General features: G+C 40.2%; 13 protein-coding genes. 11 read left to right on the plus strand and 2 right to left on the minus strand.

Annotation, left to right across the window (positions count from 1 at the left end; genetic code table 11):
• Positions 1-17 precede the first annotated feature (17 nt).
• The 11 genes from CYO90_RS08865 to lpxD all read left to right on the plus strand — a co-directional run bounded on the left by CYO90_RS08865 (position 18) and on the right by lpxD (position 11,324).
• Positions 18-980, plus strand: a complete 963-nt coding sequence (locus CYO90_RS08865) for an NAD(P)/FAD-dependent oxidoreductase (protein WP_002942343.1) — start codon at positions 18-20, stop codon at positions 978-980.
• Positions 977-3,229 carry a vesicular transport factor Uso1p gene (locus tag CYO90_RS08870; protein ID WP_103579233.1) on the plus strand — a complete coding sequence of 751 codons (2,253 nt, stop codon included), beginning with the start codon at positions 977-979 and terminating at the stop codon, positions 3,227-3,229. The genes CYO90_RS08865 and CYO90_RS08870 overlap by 4 nt, the downstream gene beginning before the upstream one ends.
• Complete coding sequence (locus CYO90_RS08875) at positions 3,226-3,933, plus strand: tRNA1(Val) (adenine(37)-N6)-methyltransferase (RefSeq protein WP_103579234.1); 708 nt, start codon at positions 3,226-3,228, stop codon at positions 3,931-3,933. The genes CYO90_RS08870 and CYO90_RS08875 overlap by 4 nt, the downstream gene beginning before the upstream one ends.
• On the plus strand, positions 3,930-4,295 hold the full coding sequence (locus CYO90_RS08880) for a YkgJ family cysteine cluster protein (RefSeq protein ID WP_103579235.1): 366 nt from the start codon (positions 3,930-3,932) through the stop codon (positions 4,293-4,295). Before CYO90_RS08875 ends, CYO90_RS08880 begins: the two co-directional genes overlap by 4 nt.
• Positions 4,274-5,536 carry a tetratricopeptide repeat protein gene (locus CYO90_RS08885; RefSeq protein WP_103579236.1) on the plus strand — a complete coding sequence of 421 codons (1,263 nt, stop codon included), beginning with the start codon at positions 4,274-4,276 and terminating at the stop codon, positions 5,534-5,536. The genes CYO90_RS08880 and CYO90_RS08885 overlap by 22 nt, the downstream gene beginning before the upstream one ends.
• On the plus strand, positions 5,533-6,318 hold the full coding sequence (gene trpC / locus CYO90_RS08890; RefSeq protein WP_103579237.1) for an indole-3-glycerol phosphate synthase TrpC: 786 nt from the start codon (positions 5,533-5,535) through the stop codon (positions 6,316-6,318). Before CYO90_RS08885 ends, trpC begins: the two co-directional genes overlap by 4 nt.
• A complete protein-coding gene (locus CYO90_RS08895; protein WP_087582184.1) occupies positions 6,318-6,803 on the plus strand; it encodes an HIT family protein in 486 nt (161 codons plus the stop codon). Before trpC ends, CYO90_RS08895 begins: the two co-directional genes overlap by 1 nt.
• Positions 6,790-7,797, plus strand: a complete 1,008-nt coding sequence (gene mnmH / locus CYO90_RS08900; RefSeq protein ID WP_103579238.1) for a tRNA 2-selenouridine(34) synthase MnmH — start codon at positions 6,790-6,792, stop codon at positions 7,795-7,797. The genes CYO90_RS08895 and mnmH overlap by 14 nt, the downstream gene beginning before the upstream one ends.
• 415 nt (positions 7,798-8,212) lie before the next feature.
• Positions 8,213-9,907 (plus strand): acetolactate synthase large subunit, encoded by a 1,695-nt coding sequence (locus CYO90_RS08905; protein ID WP_258030716.1) that lies wholly within the window; start codon positions 8,213-8,215, stop codon positions 9,905-9,907.
• A 2-nt stretch (positions 9,908-9,909) separates the two neighbouring features.
• The gene (ilvN, locus tag CYO90_RS08910) at positions 9,910-10,371 is read left to right on the plus strand and encodes an acetolactate synthase small subunit (RefSeq protein WP_223154400.1); all 462 of its coding nucleotides are present in this window, start codon (positions 9,910-9,912) and stop codon (positions 10,369-10,371) included.
• Positions 10,371-11,324, plus strand: coding sequence for a UDP-3-O-(3-hydroxymyristoyl)glucosamine N-acyltransferase (gene lpxD, locus CYO90_RS08915; protein ID WP_103579240.1), 954 nt, complete (start codon positions 10,371-10,373; stop codon positions 11,322-11,324). The genes ilvN and lpxD overlap by 1 nt, the downstream gene beginning before the upstream one ends.
• Positions 11,325-11,446: 122 nt before the next feature.
• On the opposite strand, the gene CYO90_RS08920 is transcribed toward lpxD, so the two are convergent.
• Both CYO90_RS08920 and tgt read right to left on the minus strand, forming a co-directional pair.
• Positions 11,447-12,145, minus strand: coding sequence for a CorA family divalent cation transporter (locus tag CYO90_RS08920; protein WP_103579241.1), 699 nt, complete (start codon positions 12,143-12,145; stop codon positions 11,447-11,449).
• On the minus strand, positions 12,135-13,265 hold the full coding sequence (tgt, locus tag CYO90_RS08925) for a tRNA guanosine(34) transglycosylase Tgt (protein ID WP_103579242.1): 1,131 nt from the start codon (positions 13,263-13,265) through the stop codon (positions 12,135-12,137). Before tgt ends, CYO90_RS08920 begins: the two co-directional genes overlap by 11 nt.
• Between the last annotated feature and the right edge of the window lie 21 nt (positions 13,266-13,286).

Below are 13,286 nucleotides of genomic sequence, written 5' to 3' on the forward strand. Positions count from 1 at the left end.
AAAATTTGGAGAAAAATATGGCAAATATTTATGATCTAATAGTGGTTGGTGGCGGACCTTGTGGCATAGCTAGTGTAGTGGAGGCTAAAAGAAATGGCTTAAGTAATGTTTTGCTCCTTGAAAAAGGCGACAATCACAGCCAAACGATCAGAAAATTTTATAAAGATAATAAACGCGTTGATAAAGAGTATAAAGGGCAAGATAGTACGATACATGGGCTAGTTTCGTTTGAAGATGGCACAAAAGAGAGCACGCTTGATTATTTTGACAAGCTACTTGACTCTGAGAATATCGAGGCTTTTTTTAACTCTGAGGTCGAAAGCGTAAAAAAAGAGGGAGAAATTTTTAAAGTAACTACCTCAAAAGCTGTCTATGAAGCCAAAAACGTGATGGTCTCTATCGGCAAAATGGGACGACCAAACAAACCTGACTATAAGATACCGCCATCACTAAATTCAGTTGTAAATTTTAACCTTGATAACTGCACAAACGGCGAAAAAGTGCTAGTTGTGGGTGGTGGCAACTCTGCAGTTGAGTATGCTATCGAGCTTTGTCAGTATAACAAAACTACGATCGCTTACAGAAAAGATAAATTTAGCCGTGTAAATGAGACAAATTTAAGCGCACTTTGGGAGCTTGAGAAGCATAATAAGATAAAAGTAAGACTAAATCACGATATAACCGAGATCGATAATGAATCAGGCAAGGTAAGAGTGCATTATGAAAATGGCAAAATTCGTGTCTATGACAGGGTTGTCTATGCGATCGGTGGCTCAAGTCCGGTTGATTTTTTACAAAAATGTCAGATAAAAACTGATGAGAAAGGCACCCCGATAGTTGATAGCAATTACCAAAGTAGCGTGCCAGGACTATATGTGGGAGGCGACATCGTTTTAAAAAATGGTGGCTCTATCGTGGTCGGACTAAATCACGCTCATAGCGTTATCAAAGATATCTTAAAAGGCAAGGCACAAGCTTGATAAATAAAATCGCACTAGCTATTGTTTGTCTGATAGCTGGCTTTTCTCTCTCGTTTTTGAAATTTCAAAAAGAGGACGAGGCACCAAAAGATACTAATCAAACGATTTATTCTATAAATTTTGATGATCTCCCCGAAGAAGAGAAGCAAAGATATGTAAGCAAAGACGATCTTTACGAGTATGGCGGCTATATCACGCCAAAGAGCTACATGCAAAATTTTGTTGATGACAAGGATCTAAATTTATCAAACAATGTAAAAGAGCTTCAAGAGCAAGTGCGCGAGCTAAGCAAAAAAAATGAAATTTTAGCCGCTGATAATGTCGATATGAGCGAGAAAAATTTAGACTTCATAAGCAAAATTTCAGAGATGAAAAGAAATATCGAAAATGAAAAAAACGAGATAGTAGAAAAAAATCAAAAGGCTCTTGGCGAGCTTGAGGCGCAACACTTTGAAAATATCCAAGCTTTGACAAAGCGCCTAAATGAAGCGCAAGCTGATATGATAGAGAGCTCAAAAGCCTATGAGAAAAAGATAATCGACCTTGAAAATGCGATAAATGATGCTAGAAATGGCGATGAGAGCAAACTTAAAGATGCCAAGGCCAGCTTTAATAAATTTAAAGAGAGTTTTGAAGCAAACTACACTGCTTTAAAAGAGCAAAATAACGAGCTAAATGCGACACTTGCACAAAAGGAAGCTCTTATAAAAGAGTATGAAAAAGCTCAAAACGAAAAAGATAGAGGCGAGAAAAAAGAAATTTTGCTTTTAAAAGAGGAGATCGAGCGAGTTAAAAATGACGCCGACACTCAGAAATTTAGCTACGAAAAAGAGATAAATGCGCTAAATGATGGCTTTGAGACGCAAAAGAGCGTTATGGAGGATGAGCTTTCTAAAAAGGCAAACAAGATAATTGATCTGCAGGAGGCTCTTGAGTCAAACAAGACTGCACTAAAAGATAGAATTTACGAGCTTGAAGAGATCAAGAAAAATCTAAATTCAAAAGATCTAATGGCACAAAGCTATAATGGCAAAAATTTAGAGCTAAATGCCTCGCTTGCAGCACTTCATAAAAGCTTTGATGATCTAAAGCAAAAGAGTTTAAAAAGCGAGCAAGAGAATAAGCTTGCAAATGAAAATATAAGCTCGCTTAAAAAAGAGCTTGAGAGGGCGAATGCTCTAAATAAAAAGCTTGAAAAGCAAAATTTAGACGCAAACTCAACTCTAAATGAGCTAAGTAAAAAGCTAAGTTTAAGCGAAGAGAGCTTTAAGAAGAGCCAAGAAGAGCTAAAAGCACTCGATACAAAGACAACTAAATTTATAAAAACACTATTTGATCAAAACCAAACTATCTCTTTGCAGTCACAAAAACTTGGCTCAAACGAGAGCGAGCTAAAGAATTTAAGCTCAAAACTTGATCTAAAAGATGCGAAGATAAAAGAGCTTGAAGAAAATGTCACAAAGACAAGCCAGATGCTCCTCTCTAAGCAAAACGAGCTAGAAACGCAAAAAAGAACGCTAAAGATCGATATGCAAAACTATGAAATTTTGCGCCAGCAGATAAATATGCTACAAAAAAAGATAGTTGATACCTCAACCTTTTTAACCGATAACAACAAAAGTGGCGGCAAAAATTTACTAAGCTTGCAAAATGAACTAGAAAATGCAAAGCAAAAGCTAAACGAGAGCAACAAGACGATCGAGCGGCTAAATTCAAAGATAAGTGAGCTAAGCTCGAGCGGTCATAAAGGCGGAGCTGTAAATGCCCAGATCATCGAGCTTCAAAAAGATATCGAGCAAAATTTAAACAGACAAGACGAGCTTGAAAATGAAAATGTAAATTTAAAAAATATCTTGCAAGCTACGACCAAGCCTGAGACCCCAACAAAGCTCGTCCTCATCTCTAGCATCGAGTGTGACGACATGGACGCAAAGGACAAGGTGAGCATAATGTGCAAAAACAGAGTGAGCGAGTTTTTGCAGAGATTTAACTCAAACTACATGTATGAGATCATCCCGATCGTGGATAAGAAAAATTTTGTCATCCCATCAAATGTCGCTCAAAATATCAAAAAAGATGATCTCGGCAAGCTAAATAACTACGTAAATTACGGCGTTGGCAAAGAGCGTGCAAAGGCTGCGGCTGAGCTTATAAAAGAGGAATTCGGCGACTTTGCAAGGATCAGCTTTAGCTCTGAAGTGATCGTAAAAGATGTGACGCGCGGCTTTATCATCAAGGTTTATAGATGATCTTAGCCCAGCTTGAAAATGGCTATCGCTACAACAGCGATACGCTCGTTCTTTATGATTTTATTCGCGCGAGCTTTGGCGAAATTTCTGGTAGAGTTTTGGACGTTGGAGCAGGGTGCGGGATACTTGGACTTTTGCTTAAGCGTGACTTTAAAAAGATAGATCTAAGCATGCTTGATCTTTTGGAGCTAAATAGCGAAATTTCAAGCTTTAACGCAAAGAGCAACTGCTTAGAGGCTAGAGCTATAACGGCTGATTTTGCAAATTTTAAAGATAGTGAGAAATTTGATCTAATCATCTCAAATCCGCCCTTTTATCATGACGGTGTTACAAAAAGCCAAAATGAGCACATAAAAGTTAGCAGATACGCAAGCTCGCTAAATTTAAAGGATTTTATAAGAGGCATAAGCGTAAATTTAAAGCCACATAAAAGGGCGTTTTTTTGCTATGCACCAGATGATCTTAGCGAGATAGCGGCATGCTTAAAAGAGTATAAACTAAATTTGGTGAGCTTAAAATTTGTCCATACCAAAAAGGATAAGCCAGCAAATTTGGCTTTGCTTGAAGTGCGAAACAACTCAAACTCAAAGCTAAAAGTCCTGCCGCCTCTTGTGATGAGCGAGGATGGCTCGCACACGAAAGAGGCAAGCGAGATCTTTAAAAAAGCTGATACAAACAGCGTCTCTTACAAGGAGATAGCGTGAGGGCTGATGGTTTTAGCTATGAGTTTGATCCTAGCTTTTGCGAGGGTTGCGGAGGCAAATGCTGCACTGGCGAGAGCGGCTACATCTGGATAGATGAGGGTGAAATTTTAAAATTTTGTGCCGCTTTTGATATGCCAAAAGATGAGTTTGAGAGCAAATTTTTAATACGTGTCGGGCTTAGGCAAAGCATCAAAGAAAAGCCTTATGATGACGGTTTTGCTTGCATATTTTTTGATGAGAAGAGCAAAAACTGCTCGGTCTATGAGCTAAGACCTAAACAGTGCAGGACATTTCCGTTTTGGGATTATTTTAAAAAAAATTTAAAGGAGCTAAGAGCAGAATGCATTGGCGTAAAATTTTAATAATTTTTATAAGCGTATTTTTTAGCACACATCTGCTTGCAGATGATAACAAAAGTGTAAATTTACGCCTAATGCAAGCTCTCATCTCGCAAGATAGTGGCGATGTAAATGCTAGCATCCAGACCTATCTTGGGCTTTTTAAAGAGACAAATCAAAAGACCTATCTAAAAGAGGCGATCAAGCTAGCCTTTGCTACAAAAAATGAAAATTTAGATAGCCTCATGGCTGAGGGCGAGAAGAGTTTAAAAGATGATAGCGATTTTATCAGGATCAAGGTTGCAAATTTGGTCAATCTCTCTAAGCTAAACGAGGCAAAAGAGCTGATGCAAGAGCTTGCCACAAAAGAGCCAAACGCCCAAAATTTGCTCATGCTTGGCACTATTTGCATGATGAAAAATGATACGGTAACGGCGCTAAAATACTTTGAAGAGGCATACTCGCTAAAGCCTGAAGAGGAGAATTTACTCCGCATCGTTGATATACTTTTAAACCGCATGGATAATGTAAATGATGCGACAAAATACCTCGAGAAATTCCGCGAGGAGCAGGGCTGCACTCAAAAGACATGCGAGCTTTTGGCTGAAATTTACTCTCAGCAAAGAAATTTCCCAAAGGTGATCGAACTTTTTGAAGAGATCTACGACATCACTCACGACACCTCTTATCTTGACAAGATCGTGCAGTATTTTGTCTATGCTAAAAATTACAAAGCGGCTATTGAAATTTTGAAAAAATATGGCTACAACGACGCCACGCTTATGGATCTTTACGCTGCGACTGGAAATTTTGGCGATGCATACGTTTTGGCGGTTAAAATTTATAATGACAGCAGGGATCTAAATTTCTTAGCAAAGGCCGCCATTTACGAGTATGAGATGAACAAAGATAGCCTAGATGAGAAAAAGATCACTGATATCTTAGATAAATTTGAAGCAAGCGTGCCAAAGCTTAATAACGATATGTTTTTTAACTACTACGGCTACTTGCTCATTGATCACGAGATAGACCCTAGAAAGGGCGTGGAGATGGTGCAAAAAGCACTTGAGATATCGCCTGACTCACCTTACTACGAGGACTCACTAGCGTGGGGATACTTCAAGCTTGGCGAGTGTAAAAAGGCAAAGGGCATAATGAGTCACGCGATGAAAGATGTTGATTTTAGGACTTCAAAAGAGGCAAAAGAGCACCTGCATCTAATCGAGCGCTGCATAATAAATTTAAATAAAAGGCTTAAAAAATGATACTTGATGAGATCATAAAAAAGACAAAAGAGGATCTAAAAAAGCGAAAAGCTGACTATCCGCAAGAGTGGCTAGGTCGCTCGCTCGCATACAACCCATACGTGCCAAGAGACGTTTTGGGCGCACTTAGATCAAGCAAAGATGAGTCTATAAAGATCATAGCCGAGATAAAAAAAGCAAGCCCAAGCAAGGGCGTGATAAGAGAGGACTTCGAGCCGATCAAGATCGCGCAGGAGTACGAGCAGTACGCAAATGCTTTTAGTATCCTAACAGAGCCTCACTGGTTTAAGGGCGACATCGAGTACATCACGCAAGTTCGTCGCTACGCTTCAAGGCCTATCCTACGAAAAGACTTTATCGTTGATAAGTATCAAATTTTAGAAGCACTTGTTTATGGAGCGGACTTTATCCTGCTCATCGCCAAGGCGCTAACTCAAGGTGAGCTAAAAGAGCTACTTGAATACGCGCACCACTTGGGGCTTGAGGTCTTAGTAGAGACCCATGACGCGAGCGATGTGAAAAAAGCGGTCTTTGCAGGAGCAAATATAATAGGGATAAATCATAGAAATTTAGATGATTTTACGATGGATATGAGCCTTTGCGAGAAGCTCGTGCCGCTTTTGCCAAACGGCAAGATAATAGTTGCTGAAAGCGGTCTTTACGAGCATGAGCAGCTTTGTGAGCTAAACAAGATCGGAGTTGATGCCTTCTTGATAGGAGAGCATTTTATGAGACAAGATGATATAAAAAATGCCGTTAAAAAGATAAAGGAGGGCGAGTGATGCAGCACCTTTGTGCCCCTTGGAGAAGCGAGTATTTCAGCGCAAAAAAAGATAGTTGTGTCTTTTGCGAGATCATAAATTCAAAAGAGGACGACGAGAAAAATGGCGTGCTTTTTCGTGCTAAGCACTGCTTTGGGATCATGAATTTATACCCATATTCGCCAGGTCACTTTATGATCATACCAAATCACCACACCGACAAGATCGAGGAGCTTGACGAGCAGACGTGGTTTGAGATGAGTAAATTTGTAAGGCTTGGGGTTGAAATTTTAAAGCGCGAGCTTCACGCGCAAGGCGTAAATATCGGTATGAATTTAGGCAAGGCAGCAGGCGCTGGCATAGCTGAGCACGTGCATTATCACCTTGTGCCAAGATGGAGCGGGGATACAAATTTCATCACAACGATCGCCGATGTCAGGGTAAATGGCACGCCGTTTCATCCGCTTTATCAAAAGCTAAAAAAGGCTTTTAGTGGCGTTATTTGAGCTTAATATAGAGCAGTGGCTTGAAAAAAGAGGCGAGTTTGAAGTCCTGATAGACGCTAGATCGCCACACGAATATGCCTACTCACATATAAAAGATGCTCTAAATTTATATGCACTTGATGACGCTGAGCACAAAGAGGTAGGCACGATTTACAAAAGTGACAGAGCCCTAGCCAAGAGCCTTGGCGCAAAATACATCTGCAAAAATTTACAAAATATCATCGATGAGGTCTATAAAAGAGCCAAGGTTGGCTCAGCGGTTGGCATCTACTGCGCAAAGGGCGGACTTAGATCAAGCTCAGTTGCCTATGTGCTAAGCATGATCGGGTATAGAATTTATAGACTAAATGGCGGCTACAAGGCTTATAGAAATCACGTTTTAGAATTTTTAGAGCGTCCTTTAAGTACGAAATTTATCACTCTTTTTGGCAACACTGGCTGCTTTAAAAGTAAGCTAATAAGGGCACTCTCGCCGTCAATCGACCTTGAAGCGATGGCAAATCACTTAGGCTCAGTCTTTGGCGCGATAAACGGCGCACAGCCTAGCCAAAAAAGCTTTGAGGATGCGCTCTTTGAAAAGCTCATCACACTAAAAGATCAAATTTGCTTTATCGAGGGCGAGAGCAGAAGGATTGGCTCGCTAACACTCCCTAAAAGCCTTTATGAGGCGATGCGTTGCGGTATCTGTGTCGAGGTTAGTGCGAGCTTGGAAAATAGAATTTCTTGCATAACAAGCGACTATAAAAGCGTAGATAAAGCCTTTTTTGATGAGTGCATAAAGAAAATTTCGCCCTTTATCGACAAAGAGGCCAGAGATGAGGCGGTGGCTAAATTTAACGAAAACGACATCACCAAAGTGGCTGAAATTTTACTCACAAAATACTACGACAAGGTCTATAAGAAAAATGAAAACATTGATGTTTTTGTAAGCTCTGACGACTTTGAAGAGGCTGTAAAAAAGCTAAATTTGATAAGGACTAAGTCGAAATTTTAAATCCTTTTGGCGCTTTGTTTTGGTAAATTTCACCTCTAAATTTAGCCTTTTTGTGCTTGGCAAATTTGTTTTTTATGCTTAAAAAGATCACCTTTTGCGCTTAAAAATGGCTTAGTTTAAGGCTGTTTTTATATCACTGCATAAATTTTCTAGTTAAATTTATCTGTTTATCTGTTTATCTTGGTTGGCTGGATTGGCGCCCCTCTACCTATTTTCTAAATTTGCCAAATTTATCAAAAATACTAAAAATAATATACATAAATATATGTAAAATATTTTGTATTTTTTGCTTTTTTAACTCAAAAATTTTTCAAAAAATTTAAGATAACGCCCAAATTTCGCTAAAAAGTTAAAATGGATTTAAAATGCTTTGGGATATAATTTGCGATAAATTTATCAAAAGGCTAAAGTGATGATAAAACAAATTTCTGGTTCACAGATGATAAGCGAAGCCTTGCACGAAGAGGGCGTTGAGATAGTTTTTGGCTATCCTGGCGGTGCAGCTTTAAATATCTACGACGAGACATATAAACAAACTTATTTTAAGCACATCTTGGTTCGCCACGAGCAAGCAGCCGTTCACGCAGCAGACGGATACGCTAGGGTTAGCGGCAAAGTTGGCGTAGCTTTTGTGACAAGCGGTCCTGGCTTTACAAACGCGGTCACTGGTCTTGCCACAGCTTACAGCGATAGCATCCCAGTTGTGCTTATAAGCGGTCAAGTACCAACCTTTATGATCGGCACAGATGCCTTTCAAGAGATCGATGCAGTCGGCATTTCACGCCCCTGTGTCAAGCATAACTTCTTGGTTAATAGCGTCGAGGAGCTACCTCGCATCATAAAAGAGGCGTTTTACATCGCAAGATCAGGCCGCCCAGGACCAGTTCATATCGATATCCCAAAAAACGTCACTTCAAGGCTTGGCGACTTTGTCTATCCAAAAGAAATTTCTATTCCAAGCTACAAGCCGACATATAAAGGCAACTCTAAGCAGATCAAAAAAGCCGCAGCTGCGATAAACGAAGCAAAAAGACCACTTCTTTACATCGGTGGCGGTGCAGTCGCATCAAATGCAAGCGAGATCATACGTAAATTTATGAAAAAAACAGGCATCCCAGCGGTCGAGACGCTTATGGCTCTTGGTGTACTTGACGCAAAAGATGAGCTAAATTTAGGCATGGCAGGCATGCATGGTAGCTACGCTTCGAATATGGCACTTAGCGAGTGCGACCTTCTCATCTCGCTTGGAGCTAGATTTTGTGACAGGATCACTGGCAGGACAGACGAGTTTGCCAAACATGCAAAGATAATTCATATCGACATCGATCCAAGCTCTATCTCAAAGATCATAAACGCTCACTATCCAATTGTTGGTGATCTTACAAACGTGCTAACTGAGCTTTATGAAGAAGTCAATGCAAAGCCTGAAAACTACGCACCTTGGAGAGAAATTTTAGATAGATATTCTAAACTAAATCCACTTGGCTACACAGATAGCGACAAGGTCTTAAAACCGCAATGGGTCATCGAAGAGACCGCAAAGATAGCAGGAGCTGATGCGATAATCTCAACAGACGTCGGACAGCATCAAATGTGGGTGGCACAGTTTTATCAGTTTAACCGAGCAAGACAGCTTGTCACAAGTGGCGGACTTGGCACAATGGGATACGGCCTCCCTGCAGCGATCGGCGCAAAATGTGCAAAACCAGACAATCTTGTTATAAATTTTACAGGCGATGGCTCAATACTTATGAATATCCAAGAATTAATGACTGCTCATGAGATAAATATGCCCGTTATAAACATCATTTTAAATAACAATTTCTTGGGCATGGTGCGCCAGTGGCAGACATTTTTCTATGAAAAACGCTACTCATCGACTGATCTTAGCTTGCAGCCTGATTTTGTAAAGATTGCTGAAGGATTTGGCGGAGTTGGCTTTGTTTGCAAGAGCAAGGATGAGTTTAGAAAGGCTTTAAAAGAAGCGATCGATAGCAAAAAATCAGCGATGATCGACGTTAGGATCGACCGCTTTGAGGATGTGCTTCCTATGGTTCCAGCTGGAGCCGCGATTTATAATATGATATTAAAGAGCAAGGAAGAAAAATGAGTATCAGAAGAACGATTTCGGTTATAGTTTTAAATGAACACGGCGTTTTAGCTAGAATTTCTGGGCTTTTTGCGGGCAGGGGCTACAACATCGATACGCTCACCGTTGCTCCGATACCTGAGAGCAACTTCTCAAGGCTAAGTATCGTAACAAGTGGCGACGAGAGAGTTTTAGAGCAGATCGTAAAACAGCTTCACAAGCTCATACCAACGTATAAAGTCATAGAAAGTGGCGAATTTGTCGAAAAAGAGATGGCTCTTGTGAAAATTCCGCTTGGTGAAAATTTTGCTGGTCTTGAGGCGATACTAAAGGCATACAACGGTATCGTGACAAACACAAATGAAAACTACATCGTTGTCATGGTAGCTGACGATGCGAGTAGGATCGAGAGCTTTTTAAAATCGATAAAGAAATTTAACCCAGTTGACGTCGTACGTGGCGGATCTGTGATAATGGATATATGATGAAACTAAGTGAAATAGCCTTAAAAGTAAATGCTACTTTTAGTGGAGAAGATCTTGAAATTTTTGCTCTAAATTCTTTAAAAAATGCAAATAAAGCTGAGCTAACATATTGTGACGGCGAGAAAAATGCAAAATTTATAAGCAACTCAAATGCTGGAGCCATCTTGGTGACAAAATCGCTTTTAGACTTGGTGCCAGCTGGTATGGTCGCACTCGTGTGTGATAACCCACACCTTGCATTTGCCTTGCTTAGTAAAGATTATGCTAAGCCGCTTTTTTGTGAGCCAAAGCCATCAAATATCGCCCAGAGTGCAAAGATAATGCCAAATGTCTATATCGGCTCAAATGTGAGCGTAGGTGAAAATACGGTAGTAATGGCTGGGGCATTTTTGGGTGATAATGTAACTATCGGTAAAAACTGCATCATCCACCCAAACGTCGTCATCTATAATGACTGCGTCATCGGCAATGAGTGTCACCTGCTAGCAAACTGCGTTATAGGCAGCGACGGCTTTGGTTATGCGCATACAAAAACTGGCGAGCATGTGAAAATTTATCACAATGGCAATGTTGTTTTGGGCGATTTTGTCGAGATCGGCGCTTGCACGACGATAGATCGTGGCGTCTTTGAAAGCACAATGATCGCAAACTACACAAAGATAGATAATCTTGTTCAAATAGGTCACAACTGCGAGCTTGGAAATGGCTGCCTCATCGTCTCACAAACTGGACTTGCTGGCTCAACAGTTCTAGGCAGAAATGTCGTAATGGGTGGACAAAGTGGCTCAGCTGGACACGTAAAAGTGGGCGACTTTGCTCAGATCGCGGCACGCGGAGGCGTTAGCAAAGACCTGCCTGGTGGCAAAAAATACGCTGGAGCCTATCCGATAATGGAGCTTTCAGAGATGTTTAAAATCCAAGCTAAGATGATTAGATTTTTTAGAAAAAACTAAAATTGGATTTAGTAGGTTTAATTTTCTAAATTGCAATAATGTGGCGATGAGATTATTATTAATAAAAAATAACTTCAAATTTACTTGGCAGGTTGGATCAACTTGCCAAGCCTCGCATAAATTTAACTAATATCCTTATTTGATCTGTAATAAAATATAAAAAATAGCACACAAAGCATCGCTACAAAGGCAAAAACTATCAATGTGCCGTCTTTAAATGAGCTTAAAAACATGCCATTTGTATTCATACCAAAAAAGCCAGTGATGAAATTTAGCGGCAAAAATAGAGCCGAAATGAGCGTCAAGAGATAGATATTTTTATTTATCTTGTCGTTTTTGGCACTTTGTATAAATGTATAGATATCTTCAACCCTGCAGGCATATTCGTTGGCTATTGTTTTAAAGACACTTGCTTCGTGGATGCTGTTTTTAAGCTCTTTTTTAAGACCTTGTTGCTCACTTTGACATATTGCAAGTGCTTCGTAAAAGTGAGAAATGCTATTTTGAAATTTCCTGATCTCATACTTTAAAAAGTGGTGTCTTTTTATAAATTTGTCAAAATTTTTCTGACTTGCATAAATTTTCTCATACTCATTTAGCTCGTCTTGGTGCTCTAAAATTTTATTTGCATATTCGTTACAAATCCCCTTAATAGCTGCTTCAAAGGAGCTTTTATCACATTCATGCTCAAGATCTTCTTTGTAAATTTTGCCATCTTTGAATAAAAATTTAAAAACTTGCTTTTGCGATGATGAGATGAGCGTGATGTAGTCAAATGCATCTCCATAAAAATATCCACAAAGTGCGCTTTTATAGCTCATCTACGCTCCTTTTTGCGTAGAAATTTCTTTTAAATTTAGTAAATTCGCCGATCTCTATCGCCTCTCTCATCTCTTTCATTAAATTTAGATAGTAGTGCAGGTTGTGAAGGCTTGCTAGTCTAAAAAATGTTAGCTCTCTAGCCTTAAAAAGGTGGTTTAGATAGCCTCTGGAGTAACGCTTGCAGGTGTAGCACTGGCAAGCTGGGTCTATCGGCGCGTGGTCGTTTATAAATTTGGCTGATTTTATATTTATCTTGCCAAAGCTAGTAAATAGTGTGCCGTTTCTTGCATTTCTTGTTGGCATGACGCAGTCAAACATATCAACGCCTCGCTCCACGTTTTCAACTAGGTCTTCAGGTGTGCCAATACCCATTAGATAGCGAGGTCTAAGCTCATCCATAAACGGCATAACCGCCTCAACCGTGTCATACATCGCCTCATTGCTCTCGCCAACACTAAGACCTCCTATGGCAAGGCCGTCAAATGGCATCTCGTTTAAGGCTTCAGCGCAAAATTTACGTGCCTCATAGTCGGTGCCGCCTTGGACGATACCAAAGATATTTTGCTGCAAGCCAACGCCCTTGCTTTGCATAAATTTGTGATAATCAATCGCCTCTTTTGCCCATTTTATCGTTCGTTTTATGCTTAGATCTATCCTTTTTGGCTCAGCGGGCAGGGCGACTAGATCATCAAGTATCATCATGATGTCGCTGCCAAGCTCATACTGTGTGTCAAGGACGGATCTTGGCGTGAAGTAGTGCGTGCTGCCGTCGATGTGGCTTTTAAATTTTATCCCGCCATCATCGTTTTTGGTGTTTGACCTAAGCGAAAATGCCTGAAATCCGCCGCTATCAGTTAAAAATGAGCGCTCAAATTTAGAAAAGCCATGAAGTCCGCCAAACTCACGCACAACCTTGCTGCCAGGGCGCAGATACATGTGGTAGGTGTTTGCTAAGATTATCTTTGCGTCTAAAATTTCACTCATATCAAAGGCGTCTAGGCTTTTAACTGCGCCAACAGTGCCAACTGGCATAAAAACTGGCGTTTGTATCACGCTGTGAGCGGTTGTTAGGACGCCACGTCTTGCGTTGCCATCTTTTTTTATAACTTCAAATTTCATCTAAGTCCTTAAAATTTTTGA

This window comes from Campylobacter concisus, assembly GCF_002913745.1.
GTDB lineage: Bacteria > Campylobacterota > Campylobacteria > Campylobacterales > Campylobacteraceae > Campylobacter_A > Campylobacter_A concisus_R.